19 protein-coding genes are annotated in these 18,476 nt (G+C 35.8%); 3 read left to right on the top strand and 16 right to left on the bottom strand.

What is annotated here, in order from left to right; genetic code table 11:
* Position 1 precedes the first annotated feature (1 nt).
* The 3 genes from JFU24_RS26955 to JFU24_RS26945 all read right to left on the bottom strand — a co-directional run bounded on the left by JFU24_RS26955 (position 2) and on the right by JFU24_RS26945 (position 3,880).
* Positions 2 to 820 (bottom strand): alkaline phosphatase family protein, encoded by an 819-nt coding sequence (locus tag JFU24_RS26955; RefSeq protein WP_201223928.1) that lies wholly within the window; start codon positions 818 to 820, stop codon positions 2 to 4.
* Positions 810 to 1,919 (bottom strand): ABC transporter substrate-binding protein, encoded by a 1,110-nt coding sequence (locus JFU24_RS26950; protein ID WP_201185480.1) that lies wholly within the window; start codon positions 1,917 to 1,919, stop codon positions 810 to 812. Before JFU24_RS26950 ends, JFU24_RS26955 begins: the two co-directional genes overlap by 11 nt.
* A 554-nt stretch (positions 1,920 to 2,473) precedes the next feature.
* Entirely contained in the window at positions 2,474 to 3,880 is a 1,407-nt protein-coding gene (locus tag JFU24_RS26945) for a catalase (protein WP_201250738.1), read from the bottom strand.
* Between the two features lie 603 nt (positions 3,881 to 4,483).
* Between JFU24_RS26945 and JFU24_RS26940 the strand changes: the two genes are divergently transcribed.
* Positions 4,484 to 4,654, top strand: coding sequence for a hypothetical protein (locus JFU24_RS26940; RefSeq protein ID WP_201250737.1), 171 nt, complete (start codon positions 4,484 to 4,486; stop codon positions 4,652 to 4,654).
* 427 nt (positions 4,655 to 5,081) lie between these two features.
* Here JFU24_RS26940 and JFU24_RS26935 read toward each other — a convergent pair whose 3' ends face one another.
* Positions 5,082 to 5,411 carry a hypothetical protein gene (locus JFU24_RS26935; protein ID WP_201250736.1) on the bottom strand — a complete coding sequence of 110 codons (330 nt, stop codon included), beginning with the start codon at positions 5,409 to 5,411 and terminating at the stop codon, positions 5,082 to 5,084.
* 207 nt (positions 5,412 to 5,618) lie between these two features.
* Here JFU24_RS26935 and JFU24_RS26930 point away from each other — a divergent pair, with 207 nt between their 5' ends.
* Complete coding sequence (locus JFU24_RS26930) at positions 5,619 to 6,893, top strand: IS110 family transposase (protein WP_201250735.1); 1,275 nt, start codon at positions 5,619 to 5,621, stop codon at positions 6,891 to 6,893.
* Positions 6,894 to 7,370: 477 nt separating this feature from the next.
* Here JFU24_RS26930 and JFU24_RS26925 read toward each other — a convergent pair whose 3' ends face one another.
* From JFU24_RS26925 to JFU24_RS26895, 7 genes are all read right to left on the bottom strand, one after another.
* Positions 7,371 to 7,814, bottom strand: a complete 444-nt coding sequence (locus JFU24_RS26925; RefSeq protein WP_201223916.1) for a carboxymuconolactone decarboxylase family protein — start codon at positions 7,812 to 7,814, stop codon at positions 7,371 to 7,373.
* Positions 7,815 to 8,210: 396 nt separating this feature from the next.
* Positions 8,211 to 9,002, bottom strand: coding sequence for a DUF817 domain-containing protein (locus tag JFU24_RS26920; protein WP_201187922.1), 792 nt, complete (start codon positions 9,000 to 9,002; stop codon positions 8,211 to 8,213).
* A 69-nt stretch (positions 9,003 to 9,071) separates the two neighbouring features.
* Positions 9,072 to 9,293 (bottom strand): helix-turn-helix domain-containing protein, encoded by a 222-nt coding sequence (locus JFU24_RS26915; protein WP_201185490.1) that lies wholly within the window; start codon positions 9,291 to 9,293, stop codon positions 9,072 to 9,074.
* A 10-nt stretch (positions 9,294 to 9,303) separates the two neighbouring features.
* The gene (locus tag JFU24_RS26910) at positions 9,304 to 9,786 is read right to left on the bottom strand and encodes a DUF2975 domain-containing protein (RefSeq protein WP_201185492.1); all 483 of its coding nucleotides are present in this window, start codon (positions 9,784 to 9,786) and stop codon (positions 9,304 to 9,306) included.
* 494 nt (positions 9,787 to 10,280) lie between these two features.
* Positions 10,281 to 10,562 carry a hypothetical protein gene (locus tag JFU24_RS26905; RefSeq protein ID WP_201223914.1) on the bottom strand — a complete coding sequence of 94 codons (282 nt, stop codon included), beginning with the start codon at positions 10,560 to 10,562 and terminating at the stop codon, positions 10,281 to 10,283.
* Between the two features lie 10 nt (positions 10,563 to 10,572).
* Positions 10,573 to 10,962, bottom strand: a complete 390-nt coding sequence (locus JFU24_RS26900; protein WP_201250734.1) for an SHOCT-like domain-containing protein — start codon at positions 10,960 to 10,962, stop codon at positions 10,573 to 10,575.
* Between the two features lie 15 nt (positions 10,963 to 10,977).
* Entirely contained in the window at positions 10,978 to 11,343 is a 366-nt protein-coding gene (locus JFU24_RS26895; RefSeq protein ID WP_018393054.1) for a DUF2089 domain-containing protein, read from the bottom strand.
* Positions 11,344 to 12,304: 961 nt separating this feature from the next.
* On the opposite strand from JFU24_RS26895, the gene JFU24_RS26890 reads away from it, so the two are divergent.
* The gene (locus JFU24_RS26890; RefSeq protein WP_201250733.1) at positions 12,305 to 13,522 is read left to right on the top strand and encodes an IS110 family transposase; all 1,218 of its coding nucleotides are present in this window, start codon (positions 12,305 to 12,307) and stop codon (positions 13,520 to 13,522) included.
* Positions 13,523 to 13,716: 194 nt separating this feature from the next.
* Here JFU24_RS26890 and JFU24_RS26885 read toward each other — a convergent pair whose 3' ends face one another.
* The 5 genes from JFU24_RS26885 to JFU24_RS26865 all read right to left on the bottom strand — a co-directional run bounded on the left by JFU24_RS26885 (position 13,717) and on the right by JFU24_RS26865 (position 18,155).
* Entirely contained in the window at positions 13,717 to 14,091 is a 375-nt protein-coding gene (locus JFU24_RS26885; protein WP_201223872.1) for an STAS/SEC14 domain-containing protein, read from the bottom strand.
* A gap of 320 nt (positions 14,092 to 14,411) precedes the next feature.
* On the bottom strand, positions 14,412 to 15,827 hold the full coding sequence (locus JFU24_RS26880) for a DUF4179 domain-containing protein (RefSeq protein ID WP_201250732.1): 1,416 nt from the start codon (positions 15,825 to 15,827) through the stop codon (positions 14,412 to 14,414).
* Positions 15,820 to 16,362, bottom strand: coding sequence for a sigma-70 family RNA polymerase sigma factor (locus JFU24_RS26875; RefSeq protein ID WP_207196119.1), 543 nt, complete (start codon positions 16,360 to 16,362; stop codon positions 15,820 to 15,822). Before JFU24_RS26875 ends, JFU24_RS26880 begins: the two co-directional genes overlap by 8 nt.
* A 387-nt stretch (positions 16,363 to 16,749) precedes the next feature.
* A complete protein-coding gene (locus JFU24_RS26870) occupies positions 16,750 to 17,136 on the bottom strand; it encodes a DUF192 domain-containing protein (RefSeq protein ID WP_201223868.1) in 387 nt (128 codons plus the stop codon).
* Positions 17,137 to 17,519: 383 nt separating this feature from the next.
* A complete protein-coding gene (locus tag JFU24_RS26865; RefSeq protein ID WP_201250731.1) occupies positions 17,520 to 18,155 on the bottom strand; it encodes a CPBP family intramembrane glutamic endopeptidase in 636 nt (211 codons plus the stop codon).
* Positions 18,156 to 18,476 lie beyond the last annotated feature (321 nt).

The raw sequence follows: 18,476 nt of genomic DNA, 5'->3' as shown, positions 1-18,476 counted from the left end.
ACTAGACCCCAGGTATGATGAGAGGGACCATCGCTTCTGATGGATCGATTCCGAGTAAATGGCAAGCAAGTGGCGCCACTTGTAGCTGAGAGATAATTTGATCCTGAACAACCGGCTTCACTTTATTCGAAGCAATAAATAACGGAACATGGCGATCATTAGTTGTATTCCCACCGTGATTTCCATCGCTTGTCATTCCGTGATCGGCTGTCACGATAATGTTGTATCCAAGTTCCATCCATTCTGGCAACGAAAGTGCCAATAAGGCATCTGTAGCTAAAACGCGATTTCGATATTGAACAGAATCTGCTGTAAATTTATGTCCATCATCATCTACATTCATCGGGTGAATATAGATGAAATCTGGTTTCTTTTCTGAAACGAGCCACCTAGCTTCTGCGAATAAATGGTTATCTGGATAATGATCTTCAAAGTAGAACAGACCATTTTCAATAGGGGCATCTTTATCTAATTGAATTCGATCCATTCCAGGACGAAATGGCGCATGATTATATAGCTCACTTACCCAATGATAAGCAGCTGCAGCGGTTTTCTTCCCGCTGCGTCTTGCTAAATGAAACAGACTTTCTTGTGTTGATAAGCGGACGACTCCATTGCCAACAATTCCATGGACTAAAGGTGGCGTTCCAGTCAAAATCGTTTCATATAGTGGCCGAGATAAAGAAGGGACTTCCGATTTCACTTCATAACGCGCGACCTTTCCTTGTTCAACGAGATGTTGCATAAAACCCATATGAGAACACGCTGTATCAAAACGCAACGCATCCACAACGATCATAATTAAACGATTATTTGACATGGATTAACACCTTCTCTTGCCACATTTGAGGAATTTGTTTCGTTGTTTCTTCCCAAGCCTTTTGATCGCCAACTGGTTGGGCATTTTTATACATGTTATCCGGTAATAGAAGAGATTGAACTTCTTCTGATAATTCAACATTTTCACGAATTGGACGTGCATACCCTTTTGCTAAATTTTCTTGACCCTCATCTGAAAGAATGTATTCACGAGTCAACATAGCAGCATGCGGTTTTTTTGAATATTTATTAATGATTGTGGCATAACCAGATGTAACAGATGCCTCTTCTGGAATCGTTACGTCAAATCGTGCTTCATCAACTTGTTTACGATAACCCAGTGCATTAAAGTCCCAAAGTAAAGCAACATCAATTTCACCTTTTTCTAGATTAGCAACACTAGGATCACCAGCAGATAAACGACCTTGTTTCGCTAATTCTGCAAAGAAGTCAATACCCGGTTGAATATTCTTTTCGTCTCCACCGAAAGCATAAGCAGCTGCTAATATAGCAAATTGTGCTTGGTTTGCTGTTAACGCATCACCAATACTAACTGTGTAATTACCATTTTTTATATCTTCCCAAGAAGTCGGGACCGTTTTTACGTTATTCTTATCTGTAATAATTGCCATCGTTCCTGTATAGCCAACTACCCAGTCTCCGTTATCATCTTTCGCCCAATCTGGAATGTCATCCCAATAGGACGTTTTATAGGGAATCGTTAAGTCTTGTTCCTCTGCAATAGGTCCAAAGGCAATTCCAACATCACCAATATCAGCTGTTGCATCATTTTTTTCAGCTGCAAATTTTGCTAACTCTTCTGCACTCGACATATCTGTATCAGTATGTTGCACATTATATTTTTCGCCCAACTCATCCCAAGTTTCCACCCAGTTTGCCCAAGTATCCGGCATCCCAACTGAATTAACTTTGCCTTCTTCTTTTGCCTTGTCTTCTATTTGTGTCAATGTCAATTTGTTATAATCTGCTTCTTCTCCTGCGCTTGATTCTTTAATATTATTATTTGATGAACATGCTGCTAACATTGAAATAGTCATTGCACCGATTATTCCTGTTTTCCACTTACGGTTCCAAGACATTGTCGTTTTCCCCCTAAATATGTTTGTTTTTATTTTGTTTCACACTATGAATATACAAAACAAATATTAAGCAAACATAATTCCAACACTAAGCTTTTGTAAATCTCAATTTACAGAAGCTTTACATCCAACATTCTATTTAAGATGACTAAAGTAATAAGTACCAGAGCCGCCCGTCACCACGCTAAGGTAAGAAATTAGAAAAACTTAAAATCGGTGCCTGTCACTCCCGATATTTACTAGATTTTGTCGACAGAATACTAGAGAGGGAGAGTTCGTGATGATTGATGAATTCTGTTTTCTTTCAAAAACACCACAAAAACTCAGTCCTAAGACTGAGCCTAATTTAGCAGTATTCATAAGTGTGGCGCCTTGAAAGGCATCCTGGTTTTGTAGATCATTGTCGAAGTGCAGGGCACCCCAATCTATAGGGCAGGTTAATTAACGGCAAAGCTTCTTTTTTCTTTCTATTTAAAAATTAATATTATTTTTTAAAACCTTATATACAAATTTTACTGTTCATTAATAATAACCAAATTTTAATTTTTATATCTTTATTGTTTTTTTTGTTGTATCTCAATTCTTTTTGCCAAGTCAGATGATACCTTATTTAAATACTCCATAACTTTCTTTCTAATATCATCGGATATGACTATCAAGTCGCTAGCCAAATTTTCTACAAGATGTTCTTTTTCTATAGGAGTTAACTTCATATAGAATTCACCAGCCTGCATAAAATCATCATGCTTTGTTATAGAAGTTCTTTCTAGTTTTCCTTCAACATATCTTCCATCACCACTTGTAATTTGGTTAGCCGTTGTCCAGTCTTGCTGTTGATTGACTGGTACTTTTCGAAATTCAGGCCCAATTCTTCTTCTTTGAGAATCATTATAAATATTGGCTCGGCCCTGCAGTATTTTATCATCAGATAATTCTGCACCGTCAAGTAAATTTGAAGGGGAGAAGGCGACTTTTTCTACTTGTTCCATATAATTATCAGGATTTTTACTTAATACCATTTTCCCTACTGGTATAAGAGGGTATTCTTTCTCATCCCATACTTTTGTATCGTCTAAAGGATCATAAGAAAGATGGGCTTCATCTGCAGGATCCATGAGCTGAACGTATAAGCCATATTCCACTGATTTACCACCCGCAATAGCATCGAATAGATCTTTACCAGCATAATCAGGGTTTTCAGCGGCTAGTCTATTTGCTTCCTTGCGACCAATGTATTGTACACCTTCAAATGGATACCAATGGTATTTAACATACTTTCTAATACCTTGAGCATTTCTCCAAACATATGTATTCACACTATGTCCTGGTATGTGACGAAGACTTTTTACTGTACCTGCGTCAGAGTAGAGACGTACAATAAAATGAATAGATTCGGGTGCTCTTGCTACAAAGCTCCAAAATCTATCAGGGTCAATTAAGTTATTTTTGGGTGAAGGTAAGAATGCTTTAATAAATTCTGGGAAACGTATCGAATCACGAACAGAAAAGACGGGGATATGATTACATAAAAGGTCAAAAACACCTTCTTCTGTATAAAATTTTGTAGCGAAACCACGTACATTTCTGGAAGTATCAGGTGTTCCTTTCGTACTGACAGCTAATGAAAAGCGAACCATAACAGGTACCTTATGATCAGGATTTTGTAAAAAGTTCAGTTTTGTGTATTCGGACATCGAATATATCGTTTGAAAATAACCAAATGCACCAAATCCTTTCACATGAACCGGTCTTTCTAATATTTTTTCATGAATAAACTCTTGTAAGGACTCGTGGAGTACATTATCTTGTTCCAGTACAGGTCCTCTAGAGCCGACTGTCTGTGAATGAAGTTTAGCTGACTCATCATTAGTCCGTTTGGAGAGGTCTCTATATAACTTTTTTCTTTCATTAGAGTCTTCTTCTGATAAAGCTTGCGTCTGTTTAGAATCTTTTTCATTCATTATCATGGCCTCCAAAATTCATTTTCCTTCAATCGTTACTAAATATGATTATTAAGCCTCGAATATGTATCTTCTACTTTTATTTTCAACATTTATTAGAAATATAGTTTTTTAAAGTTATCAACTTTTTTCAGGACAATACAAAAAAGTCAAATTAAATCAGTGTTTGAACATACCGCTAGGTAAAGAAAACTCATATGCCGTGGGCCTGTTGGAATAGGTGGAATTATGAAAAAATGAAAATGACGAAGGGAAATTACATGTGCAATAAAAAAGTATTACTTTTCTTAGTTTGAAAAAACATAAGTAAGCTATATAAACCAATAACAGCAGTAATAAATAATAGTGTCATTAACATCTGTACTGTATTTACAGTGTTTGATAAATGACGTTTCCATATTTTCGTAATATTTCCTTTTAAAACTAAAATGTCCCTTTAGCTCAATAAGAAAAGCTAACCTTATTAAATAATCGCTCTGTAGAAGAACTCAATATAATAAATGATCGTGTATTCATAAGACTAATAAAATAAAATGCATTTTTTTAAAATGTATATATATGTTAAAATCATAATAACAAATATTGGATAAGGCGGATGCATATATGAGTAAAAATGAAGAGGAAAAACATAAAATAAAAAAAACTGCATTGGATAGAGCAGGTCTAAGAACTTTTATGGGAAACCCTGAGGACTTTGAACTTTCTTTTTACGGAGTATTTATGGCTTGCGTCCCAATCTTCATATTAGGAGTTGTAGTTTGGTACAATTGGTAATTAACCAACATTTATTTATTAAAAAATGAAGATAATTAAGTTAACCACATAATAACCCAGTATTGCTAATATCAGTCGCCCTCACTTTTAACCACATTTTTGTATCTCCTATTGTTGTTTTAATTCCACTCAGTTGGTCAGTAGTTATAGCTGTCTTTCTAAGGACATAGTTTAAAGGTAGAACTGAGGTCTAAATACCTTCTGTGTGGGTTCGACTCCTACGGTTCCGGAGGTGTCTTTTACTGTGGTTTCATTCTTCCCACTCATAATCGGGATTAAATTCTTGCGGATCTATTTCTGCTTCTTTATATGTAACGGGTTTTCCATTTGGCAACGTGACAGTTATTTCGGTTTTTTCTTTATTTAATTCTAGCGTTAGAAAAGAAGTCTTGTTTGATTCTTTGCTAGATATTATACCGGTTAGTTTTTATCCAGTAGATTCTGATAACTGGAAATGCTTTATGATTGTATCTTTTCCCGTTTTAGTGAATTTTTCTAATGTGAACTTGGATCTACCCTCACCACCGTCACCATCACTTTTGATTAGTATATAAGATCCACCATTCATCCAGCCACCATATATATGATACTTGGGTGCTTCGTAAGAGGGTACATCCTCTTGTTGTGTAGAATCTTTCACCTCATTTTTTTGCTCTACATCTACCTTTTCATTTTTTATGACTTGTTCTTGTTCGTTGTCACAAGCAGCAAGACTCCATATAACCAGGAGTCCTACGAAGATTTTTTTAAAAGTCAAAGGCCTGTCCTCCTAAAAGATGAATGTAAATTTCGAACCATTAAATTATCCACCCTAACATTGAGAGCAACCTCACTTATTGAAGTAAAGCACCCGTTAGCATTCCTGTAGATCGTTAAATATCAGGTTTGAAAAAAATAGAGCCCCTCAGTAAGATACGAGTATAGTGTCCAATCTAACTCAAAGTCTTAAGGAGGAAGCCCTACTATGAATTTTAAAATGCAAAACAAACAAAATCAACTGATTGAAAGAATTACGGATCAACATCTAGTTGTTGGTGTGGATATCGCCCAACACGTACACGTGGCCCGTGCTGTAAACTATCGAGGCATTGTGATCGGGAAACCTTTGTCTTTTGAAAATAGCGAAGAGGGTTTTACTAGATTACTAAATTGGATCAAGGAACTAAAACACATGAAAAACCTAGACACCACGATAGTCGGAATGGAACCTACCGGTCATTATTGGATAAACCTTTCAAAGTGGCTAGTCAAACAAAACATTGATGTCGTTACGGTCAATCCTCACCATGTCAAAAGAAACAAAGAAAATCGTGATAATACGCAATCCAAAAGTGATAAAAAAGATGCCCTTGTCATCGCTGATATGGTGAAGAATGGCTATTATGCCTTCGTTCGTTCCACTTCAGAATCATTTGAAAAACTTCGTGTCCTTATCGCCAACCGAGATGTGATCGTTAAGCGCCTTGTTAGCTCCATCAACCAGATTAATCGCTGGGTGGATGTTGTCTTTCCCGAGCTCCGGCAAGTGTTTAAAGACGTATCATGTAAAGGGGCAATCGCAACCCTACGCCTCTTTCCTACCCCAGCTGAAATATGTTCCTTACAGCCTCAAGATATCGTAAACGGGTGGAAATCATGTATGAAGCGACATTCCGGGCATAAAAAAGCCCGTTCCCTGATTACATTGGCCAAGCGTTCAATTGGTACGAAACAAGCCCTTGATGCGTATAAACTTCACTTGGAACAGTTATTAGAGGAATATGATCTCGCTTCATCCCAACTCGAAAGAGTGACGCAAGAAGTCACAAACGTCTTGGAACAGATTCCATTCGTTAAGCAAATACTTGCCATTAAAGGAATCAGCGAAATTTCACTGGCGGGCATCTTAGGAGAAGCTGGAGATCTGAGTGGGTTCGCTCACGGGAATGCGCTCCTTCGTCATGCAGGATTGCATCTCGCTGAGGCAAGCTCTGGGAAGTGGAAAGGCCAAATTGTTCTTTCCAAACGTGGAAGATCACGCCTGCGGCGTTACCTCTTCCTTGCGACCATGAGTCTGGTGATGAATAACCCTGAGTTTAAAGCCCTACACTCGAACAATGTTAAGGTGAAGAAGATTAAGAAAATGAAATCCATCATGAAACTATGTGGAAAACTCGCCCGTGTCCTAGTAGGAATTGCTCGTAATGGCTCTGCCTATAAACCGGAAATGGTCTTCCCTCTTGAACAACTAGCAGCGTAAATTAAAATTCACATTGTTTTTTACGAAAGTTAGCTTATTCGTAGAATTTCAAAGAAAGCACGAAGTACTGGATTTATAGAACAAAAGGGCATTGATCCGTTCCGTTAGCAAAACCAGCCTCCACCCCTTGGATAGGCATGACGAAGGAATGAAAGGGCATAGGATTATGACCCGTTGAGACATGGGAGGGAAAGCCTCCAGGGGCAGCGTGGAAAATGCGTGCAGCATATGTAATAATATAGGATTCTCAATGGATCCCCTATTTCAACCTGCCCTCATCTTATCAAAACGATCCTATCTCTTTCGTTCATCTAAAGCAACCTATACCATGTGGTTTGAAATCCTGCGAATAAGCGAGTATTCGTGAGCATTATCTATTAAACTGAGGGAGTTCTATAAGACCAATTGTAGAGTTGACACAAAATATGCAACAAAATAAATGAAAAAACGAACACCATAGGATGTTCGTTAAGAAAATTAACTCTTAGTTGCTGTATTGCCCATTGCAATAGAGATTCTATTCCAACTGTTTATTTGATTAATAATAAGAACTAGATCAACATATTGTTTCTCATCATAATGTTCTCGGACACGCTTGTATAAGTCATCAGGAACTCGTTTTGTTGGTATCAAGGTAATATGCTCAGTAAGTTCCAAAGCAACTTTTTCTTCAGGTGAATAAAAATCGCATTCTTCCCAGGCATTTAAACAATAAATTCTTTGTTCAGTTTCCCCCATCTTACGAGCATCGGATGTATGCATATTGATGCAGAAGGCACAACCGTTAATTTGAGAAGCTCTAATTTTGATCAACTCTCTAGTAGTTCGATTAATAGAAGAGTTTTTAGTGTACTTCTCCATATCCATCATAATTTTCATACCATCGGGTGCAACATCATTGTAGGAGATTCGTTGACTCATAAGGCACAACCCCTTTGCTTTAAGATAATTTTATTATACCTGCCGACGACCATTTATACCATTTTTTTACTTTAGTTATATTTATAATCAAGAGAAATTTTAGCTGGAATAGAACATTTAGTTGCTTCGCAGTACGTTTAAACAGAGAGACTGTACAGCACATATCCATACAGTCATACTGTGAAAACAAACGTCATTAACTGTGCGTTTACATTAAGCTTCTTCAACTAAACTACCTCTCTAGTTCCATAAGAAGAAAAAAGCAACAATTCGAAAGTTGCTTTTTCCAATTTATCTTATTCAGAATTTTGTACGCTAGGAGAACTTCAACCTAAAAAAAGTCGAATTCTTTACTATGCTAAGGATCCAACTTTTTTAAAAGAGGGTTCTTAACAGTTATAAAAATTGACTAGCATCGGTTCTAGTGGAATTTTTCCCCTTAACCTGCTTTAACATCGCTACTATAAGGAAACTAACAATGACTAATAAGAGCCATGAACTTACCTTTCCTAGATGAACGAGACTCCATGCATCGGTTTGGTTTGGATATTCCCAAGCTCCAAAGAACGTTGCGATATTTTCGGCTATCCATATAAAAAATCCGATGAGCACAAAAGAAAGTGCGATTGGCATACGATAACGAGTTCCAGCAACCTCGTATATGACCCATGATCGCCAAAAGACGATAATGACAAGTCCAGACAACCACCAACGAATATCAATCCAATAATGGTGGGTGAAAAAATTTAAATAAATCGCAGCTGCAAGAGGTACAACTACCAAAAACGGTGGCCACTTAACCAATTCAACCTTTAACCTTCTCCACGCCTGGCAAAGATAACTCGCTACACTTGCGTACATGAATCCGCTATACAAAGGCACTCCAAAAATTTTGAAATATCCTTCCTCTGGATAAGACCATGAGCCCATATGTACCTTGAAAAGTTCAAGAGCAAGACCAATAAGGTGGAACAATGTGATAACTTTTAGTTCGTCCCGTGTTTCAAGCCCAGAACGCACCATCCACCACTGCATCAGAAGGCAGATGATGAGCAGCCAGTCATACCGTGGCAGAAAGGGAAGCGGCATAAGTTTTGTAAAAGCCAACGAGGCAAAAATAACGGCAGGAAACAAACATGATAGGGCCTGCTCCCAACCAAAACGAACGAGTTGTTTTAGTGCTCTCATGATTAGTGCCTCCATTTTTTTAATGGTTAAATTCATGAGTAACTCCCCTTTTCTTTTTGTTCCTCTTTTTTAATCTTGGGTGTCGTCATCATTTCGATATTCTAAAATATCTCCAGGCTGACATTCTAAAGCCTTACAAATCGCCTCTAAAGTTGATAATCGAATCGCTTTTGCCTTGCCGTTTTTCAATATAGAAAGGTTAGCCATCGTTATTCCAACCCTCTCAGAAAGTTCTGTAACACTCATTTTCCTTTTAGCCAGCATCACATCAATATTGATTATAATTGCCATGTTATTCACCTCAGACTATTAAGTCATTCTCTGATTTTATATCGATGGCTTCTTGTAAAAGCCTTTGAAGAACAGCAGCAAAGACTGCAATCACCATTGAAGAAAAAATAATGACCAATCCGATTAATATGATACCTGGGGCGTCGTCCAGCTCCGCTATGAGATAAAAGAGCGGCATACCTACCACATACAAGATACTGATTGTGATTGCACAGTATTTTATTTTTGTTAGAGCACTTACAGATAATTCCGAGAAAGCTTTGTTCTTGTCAATATAGCTTAAAAGTTTAAAAGCTTGATATAGAGCAAAGTAAAATGGTATCGCCGATGCATACAAATCGATTAATACGAGATATTTGATATAAGTCATATCCGGATACAATTCTGCTGCAAACTTCGCTATCTCAGGCACCAAAAATATGCACAAAGCAAGAACTGGAATTCCAATAAGAATAACAGCTATCTTTAAAAAGAGTGTTGTTCCTCGTTTCATAAAAAGCACCTCACTTATTTATTGTCAATTTAATTTAACACGTTTTTTATCGTTTTACAATAAAACATTGTTGTTTTTTATTATATAATTATTGTTACCTAAATATCCTTTCATTTTAAAAAAATATAAAAAAGCATTCCTCATTACGAAGAAATGCTCTATAACTTTAAACTATTCAATTTATAACTTGTTCAACTAACCTGCCCCGTTAGTGCCATAAGAAAAAGTACGCCGCAAACAACCCTTGTTATTGAAGTAATACAATTTATCACAATGTGAGTCGGTATAATTCATTTATAAGTGAATTATACTTTCAGTTCTGATTATAAAGTCTATTTCGTTAAGTAGAAGTGACACTTCACAAATTTAGTGAAGAATAGTTCATTTAAAATTAAATAACTTTATTGTTTTTTTATAATTTTCTCGGTATTGTAGCGAGAAATTAGGCTTTTTCTTCAAAATGCCAGTCAGTGGTCGGTGTATTCTATAATAAATTATAGTCTAACCTTAACCTCAGTACCGTCCTTAGCTTTGACATCTACTAGCACGATCCCCTTATAATTTTTCAGTTCCTTGACGATAGGCTTTAGCGTTTTTTTGTCTATTAGTGGAAAGGTAAAGTCCAGTTTTTTTCTTTCGAAGTGGTCTTTTGTCCATTTGTTTGCATTTTGCTGAAAAAATTTTGAAGACAAAATTGAAATAACAATGTTTAAAATAGCATATGGAATTGGGATGGTAAACCGAACGTCTTTTGCTTTCACTTTTACATGCATCATAAGCAAATCACTAATCAATGATGACCGAAACGGTATCCCCGTTTGCCGATTTAATATCAACAATTTGGCCATCTAATTCGTTTTCGATTGCTTCAATAATAAGGCTTATGTCTATATCTTTAATGTATTTTTCCGATTGAGGAATACTCGCTGCGATGCTGTGTCCAGCCATTAATACTACCTTGACAAGTTTTATAGGCAAATTGACCGTGACGTTATCATTTTCGGCTGATACAACACGAATTTTTAATTTTTTATCTAAAAATTTAGTCGGTTTTTCAAAAAGCTTATTACCTGTTTCTTCTTTCTCTTTTAATACCTGGATCAGTTCTGATCCCTTATCTGCATCAATCTTCCCTTCTTGAACCATTGTTAACACTCTTGTAATTTCCTCTTTCATATGATAAATACCTCCCTATTCCTCTTTTAAGAGCTTAATGGCTTCTTCTGGTGTGATTTCGCCATTTTCCAACATGGTGACAACTTTTTTCTCGTCTACTTCATTTTTCTTCTTCTGCACATATCCAAGGGATGAAATGATGTCTGTTAGCTTGCCTCGAACCGTTGGATACGAAATCCCCAGTTCCTTTTCAACTTCTTTGATATTCCCTCTGCATGTTAAAAATACTTCCACAAAATGAAGCTGATCCTTTGATAAGGATGCCAGCTTAGATAATTCAAACTCATTTTCAATCGTAGTGTGACAATGAGAGCACTGCAACTTTGTAATTTTCAATGTTTTACTGCAGACAGGACAATTTGTGATTACTTTATAAGCCATAATGAAATTCCTTCCTTTTAGTTGATTCGATTATATAACAAGTAATTAAAAATATAAATAATAAAATTTAAATTTTTTAATCCAAAAAATCAATAATATTAATTTATTATTTAATATTATTAATTATCCATGTTCATTATTTACCATAATGGTTGAAATTGTAGACATTCATCTTGGTGAAAATACCCAGTTACATAATGAGCACGATTACTTAGTCTTTGAGATGCTGATAATAATCCATGGATATTTGATATTAATATTCCAACTGATGATGATTCAGCAGTCGTTAGCATTGATGTATTATTTAATGATTTAAACTTGAAAATTATTAAGCTTACGGGTTGATTAATCTCAGATTATGCAGTGGTTTGAGGACTTAGTCTACATTTTAGTTATTCCAGAATATGGTGCTAATGTTGAATAAAACTTAGATTTTTAAACGACTTTATTGTTATATTTTTAAGTACAGTGAAGTATCTTATATCGAAAATTAAACAACTATATTTTAACCCCGTCCTAAATTTAGAACGGGGTTATGCTTGTTTTAGATTTTTTAAATTAAATAACTTTATTGTCTTTTTACACTAAGAAGAACTTTATATTGTTATACATTGCAATTTTTTCTTATTCAACTATCCTGCCCCTTTAGTTGCATAACAAAAAGGTTGCTTCAGCAACCTCCCTTATTGAACTAAAGCACCCGTTAGCCAACCATGCAGCGCACAACCAGCGCTGCACCACAGAGAATGAAAATGGTGGAAAACCGTCCATACTGATTCTATGGCTGGGTGAGGAAGGTCGATGAACTATGGTGCCATTAGAGCCCATCCGTTAGTCTGACTCCAACGACCTCGGTGCATCACAGACTGTCGCTCCCTTACGGGAAGCACTCATGGTAGATTAATCCTATTCTGGTTTTTGCACCAGCCTCTAATTTTTTGCCATAGAAAGGATGGTTTCAATGGAAGTAATCATTGAACGAGTATGCGGAATGGATGTACATAAAGATAACATTACCGCCTGCATTATGACCCCCGAAGGAAAGGAGATTCAAACATTTTCTACAAAAACGGTGTTTTTAATTCAACTGATGGATTGGATTAAATCACATGGTTGCACTCATGTCGCTATGGAGAGCACAGGTGTGTTTTGGAAGCCTATCGTGAACTTAATTGAGGCTGAAGAAATGGAGTTTTTAGTTGTTAACGCACAACATATGAAAGCAGTCCCTGGTCGAAAAACAGATGTCAAGGATGCTGAGTGGATCGCTCAACTTCTTCGTCATGGTTTATTGAAGGCAAGCTTTATCCCTGATCGAAATCAACGAGAATTGCGTGAGCTTGTTCGGTATCGTAGAAGTATTATTGAAGAACGAGCCAGACAGCATAATCGAATTCAAAAGGTGCTTGAAGGTGCAAATATCAAATTAGGCTCTGTCGTATCGGATATTATGGGTGTTTCATCAAAGGACATGCTTCATGCGATCGCATTTGGTGAGGATGATCCTGAGAAACTAGCAAACCTTGCACGACGTTCGATGAAGAAGAAAAAAGATGATTTAATCCTTGCCCTGAATGGGTATGTGAATCCTCATCAACGCATGATGCTTAAAACGATTCTAACTCATATTGATTTTCTGACTGAACAGATTAAAAACCTCGATCAAGAGGTTGCCCAAAGAGTTAGTGTGTATCAAGAAAACATAGAACGACTGGATTCAATACCTGGGATTGCCACTCGAATGGCAGAACAAATTCTAGCTGAAATCGGAACGGACGTTGAAAAACAGTTCGATAGTGCAGCCAGATTATGTTCATGGGCCGCCCTCGTACCAGGACACAATGAAAGTGCAGGAAAAAGGAAATCAACCAGAGGCAAAAAGGGAAATAAATATTTAAAATCTGCTTTAACTGAGGCTGCTCACTCAGTTGGAGCCTCCAAAAACTATCTTGGCGCTCTATACAGACGGACAGCTGCGCGAAAAGGAAGAAAACGAGCTGGAATTGTCGTTGCCCACGCCATGTTAAGAATTTCTTATTATCTTTTAACAAGGAAAGAAATGTATGTAGACTTAGGCGAAGATTATTTTGATAAGCAAAAGCAAGCTTCCATTGTACGAAATTCGGTCCGAAGGTTAGAAAACTTAGGATATACCGTAAATATATCAGAGGCATCCTAACCACCGATTTATTAGGAGATCTAATAAGGCGCTGCTCTTTTTCAAAAAAATTGAAGCTTGCGTTTTATTTAATATGGTCTTTTTTCTTATTATTAGTGTTTAATTTTCATGGTAGTTCTATAACATATTGTTGAGTTGACACAAACTGTGAAATAAAAAAAGTTACCTTTCAGCAACTTAGGAGTAGAAATCCATTATTTATATTTAGTAAGCCAGTCAATTAATTGGTCATAGTTACTTGAGAACATTGCGTTGTCTTTAGTATTAGACTGTTCAAGGTGAATTAGAATATCCCCTTCTTCTAATAAAAAAGCGACTGCAATAGTGTTCTCTAATATATTATTAGAGAACAATTTGTCTTTCCACAATTTTTGTACAGAAAAATGTTCTGGAGTATAACCTTTACGATTAACTAACAACTTATACTTTTTTCCTTGTCTAATAAATGAATAGCACGTTTTCTCAAATGAATTAAACCATGTGTTTACATCAGCAAGGGTTATGTAACCTGTCAAATTAGTAATAATAATATCTTCAGAAATGGATGTACTTATATTTTTAACATTCAATAAAAAAACAACTCCTTACTATTATTATAAACTAAATAATGGAAGGGAGAATAAATTTTAATGTTGCACAGTTCGAAGACACTACGCTTGTTGAACTAAACTGCCCGATAGTTGCATAAAGAAAAAGTCGCCTTAAAGACAACTCCGATCTTCAGCTAACGCACCCTATAGTTTAAGTACAATATTTCACAAACTTCTAACTAATAAAAAAAAGACGGTGACTTACATAAGTCATCGCCCCGATATTACTAATTATTCAAAGCACTAGTAGAATTCCACTCGTCAACTATATGGTCCCTAAAATGAGCTACTTTAATTGTTTATTCATTCCCCACTGGAAGTACAACAGTAAATGGTTTTAATTCCTTAGCTGGGACAAAGCTTGAAAAATCAAATAGCAACATTGCATTTTCCAGCTTAAAATTCTCAATCCTTTCTTCTCCGTTTAAGTCAAAAGTAGATTGGAAGTGCGCTGTTGCCTTATCAATCATTTTTACTTTATTAAAGGGAATACCGTGGTTTTTAGGAGGCCATGGATTTTCCGGGTCGATCTTAGTTAAATATTCCTTATCAACCAACCAGAAAAGGTATTTCAAATTATGGTTAATTATTTCAAGTTTACCTTTACTCAAATTCTTCGGAAGCCCTGTAAGTTGATAATCTATTACCAATTTCTCACCTTTTTGAGTAACATCATTTACCTGCAGGCCTAAATTGAACCGTGTGCTTTTTAAGGTGAAAGATTTAATATTCAAAAGCTGTTGTACTTTTGGATCTGCGACATTTATCTGCGGATAAAAAGTAAGGGAAGTAATAGTAGAATTCAGCTTGGTCATCTCTGTCCGAACGGTACTATGATATCCATCTTCTTGTTCAGAATCCTCGAGAACTGTTTGGTTTCCAAACCTATACACATTTCCTTTATCATCAACAGCTTTTAATATAATAATGTCATCACCCTTGTATTTCTCCACGGTCTCATAAACAAGCGAAGATGACGCTTTTGCGGTAAGAATCTCTTTAATACGGATTTTGACCTCATCGTCCGGGTATCCTTGCTCTTGATTAATAGCAAATGTACGATTTTTTTCTTGTTGAATTGGAATATCAAAATTCCATTCACCTTTTATCCCGTTGATATTATGAATCGTTATGGGAAGAGTAGAATTCTCCTTAAATGATTTATAAGGATATACCATTTTCCATTGAAAGTTATATCCATTTTCCACTTTCTTAATGTCATTTGACTTTCCATTTAGCCAAGGGTCATGATCCCCTTTATTGTGTTCAAAGTTTACATCAAAGCTTACTTCTCCTTTTTCGTTATGCCCCTTTTCAACATCTTCATCTACAAATCCTGTAATTGATACTACATTGCCATCAAAGTAAGCGCTGGTCAGTTTTACAGTTACCCCATTTTTTGTAATTGATTGGTTTAATTCTGTAACTGCATCCTGGTTAGCTAATTCCACGCCTGTTGAATCATTAAATTCTTGAAAAATCCCGCCTATTAAAGGGGTATTAGCTAATACTCTATTCATTGTAGGATTAACAAATCCTGAGGCAACGGTGATTCCAAGAAGAGCAGCAGCAGTCGCCACACCTGCAAGAACCTTTTTTTTCTTTGCCCTTCCCCTATTGCCTTCCTTGTTTATCCCTTTGGAAATGGCACTAAATACTTTTTCTTTCGGTACAGCTATTTGTTCTATTGCTTCTTTGAGTTCCTTGTTATCCATGGCATTTGTCCTCCTCCTCATTTTTATAGGACTTTTTTAACTCCGCTTTCCCTCTGCTTAAATAAGTTTTTACGGTATTCTCTGGAATTCCCATGACACTGCTAATCGTTTTTATCGAGTAATCGTAATAGTAAAATAGAATAATAACAGTACGGTAATTCTCTCTCAGCTGCTGAATTGCATTAAGCAGCAGTATTGATTCTTCAATGTTTGGATTTACCTGACCCGGCAGGTTTGACAATATCTCATCACTCAAAGGAACAACATTGCTTTTTCTCTTTAGGACATGTCCCGAACATCGTATGACAATCCTGGTGAGCCAGGTCATAAAATACTCCGGATTTTTTAACGAATGGATAGATGTAAAGGCCTGATAGGTTGCTTCTTGGACAACATCCAACGCATCTTCTTCGTTATGTACATAAAGATAGGCAGTACGGTAGATTCTTTCATAATGTTGTTGAACTAACTTTTCAAAGGCGCTTTTATTACCTTTGATTGCTTTTTTAACTAGCCGGTGGCTTTCTATTTCCATCTTATTTGACCCCCTTTACTAATTAGTGGAATCTATAAACAAGAAAGTTTCAAAAAGTTTAAGTATTTTCCAAGAAAAGCATATCATGCAATTAAAATCCTAAGTTCAAAATAAATAAACGGAAACCATTTTTGGTTTCCGCTTTCTATTTTTCTTGAAATCTTTACAATTCTTTTAGTGTGTGCTACGACATCATATAAAAGCACTTCTTATTGAACTAACCTGCCCCGTTAGTACCATAAGAAAAAGGTCAGCCTCAGCAACCTTCCTTATTGAAGTAAAGCACCCGTTAGTTTAAGTACATTTCTTCACAATCTTTTCAGTAATATTAACATAAATATCCATTAAACAATCATCTCACCTCTAAGAACTAGAGGTGAGATGAATTCAATCAAACTTTACATAATCCCCTTCTTTGATTTGATTCTTTTCAAACCATCCAAGATTCACTTCAATTGCATAATGATAAGAAAGTTCTGGATCATAGGTAGGACATTTATCCTCTTTACAAGGCTCCATATCAAGTATTTTTAGAATTTCCCCATCTGAATCAAGAAAAGCAATAGATAAAGGAATTAATGTGTTTTTCATCCAAAATCCACCATATATTTTTTCTGAAAACACAAATAACATCCCCTCATTTTCGGGTAATTCTCCAACAAACATTAGGCCCTTTTCTCTTTTTCTTTGAGTATCTGCAACTTGAACAGTTAATCTAGTTTCCCTGTTTCCACTGAGTATTTTTATCATTTTTACTTTTATTCTATTTTTCATGTTCACTCACCTTCGAGTATAATTATAAGCAGGAAAGAAATTTGATGTCTTTTTAAAAGAAGTTCATGAGATTGAAATTTCCTTTTTTCGAAAAAACGTCTTTTCCCCTAATAATAAAAAGGAAGAAAGTTGGAGATAAAACGAAAACAAGAATAAAAAAATAACTAGGCAAGCTCCTTTTCACTTCTAATACTTATTCTATGGTTTTAAATTTAATACTTTGTTTTCAATAATCACAGCAACAATATATAAAAAGATTTGTTCAACTAAACTGCCCCGTTAGTGCCATAAGAAAAAGTACGCCGCGAAGCAACCCCTGTTATTGAACTAAAGCTCCCATTAGTTTAAGTGTATTTTTTCACAAACTCATAACTAAACGATAATTAAATTGATTTTATATTTTGAGGTTTATTCATATTTTTTATGATTCCTACTAATAACAAAATCCAAATTAAACTGTTTCCAATAGAATGAACTGCAAAAGAAGCCCATGTTGAGTTAGTAAATTGAGCAATCCATGGGGCAATAAGCATACTGGGAAGCATATTAATAAAATGCCACTTCAGACAAGCATGGACGACCCATGCCCAAAGAAACCCGTTTATTACCCAAGCCCAATCACCGAAAATTTCTTGCTGGATAGGAAGAAAAAAACCTCTCCACATTAGTTCCTCACTAAACATAGCAAAAAGATGCAAAGGAATAAATAAAATAATCATTTTCCAATTTCCATAAAGCGAAACACCAAAAAATTCTGATGGAGGTAATTCCATTCTTTTTAACGGATTAAATGGAGCTGGAAGATAACTTGGTGGGGCTAGTATTGGAAACTTTGCAAAAAACTTACCTAAAGGTTCAAGAAATTGGTCGAAGATTATTGTAAAAAAAATTGCACCCACAACCCAATACCAATCGTTTTCTGTTAAAGGATTAAAACAAAACCTTTCCAATATATTTTTCCATGTCCAAACATTTCCCTCTAAATGATACAATATCAATGATAATGGAAATAAACTCATTACAGGAAACCATAGAAAAAACCAAAAAGCATAAATTAATGGGACTCCTTTTTTAATTAACAGAGGTGTTCCATAGTAAACACCACAGTATACTAAACAACCTGTTATTCCGAAAACGAGTAGTCTGCAATAAAATTAACATTAGGAAACCCTCACTAACAAAAGGGAATATTTACTAATGTTATCTAAACATAGACAGCTATCAATTTCAATATATTTTTCATTGGCGAGTCCTCTAAATTTAAATTCATGGATATTTCTATACAATATTTTTTTATTGAACTTAACTGCCCCGTTAGTGCCATAAGACAAAGATGTGCC

Origin of the sequence: Peribacillus sp. TH27 (assembly GCF_016650915.1) — a bacterium.
Lineage (GTDB): Bacteria > Bacillota > Bacilli > Bacillales > DSM-1321 > Peribacillus > Peribacillus butanolivorans.
The sequence above is the reverse complement of the archived record's forward strand: the minus strand, read 5'-3'. Positions and strand labels throughout refer to the sequence as shown.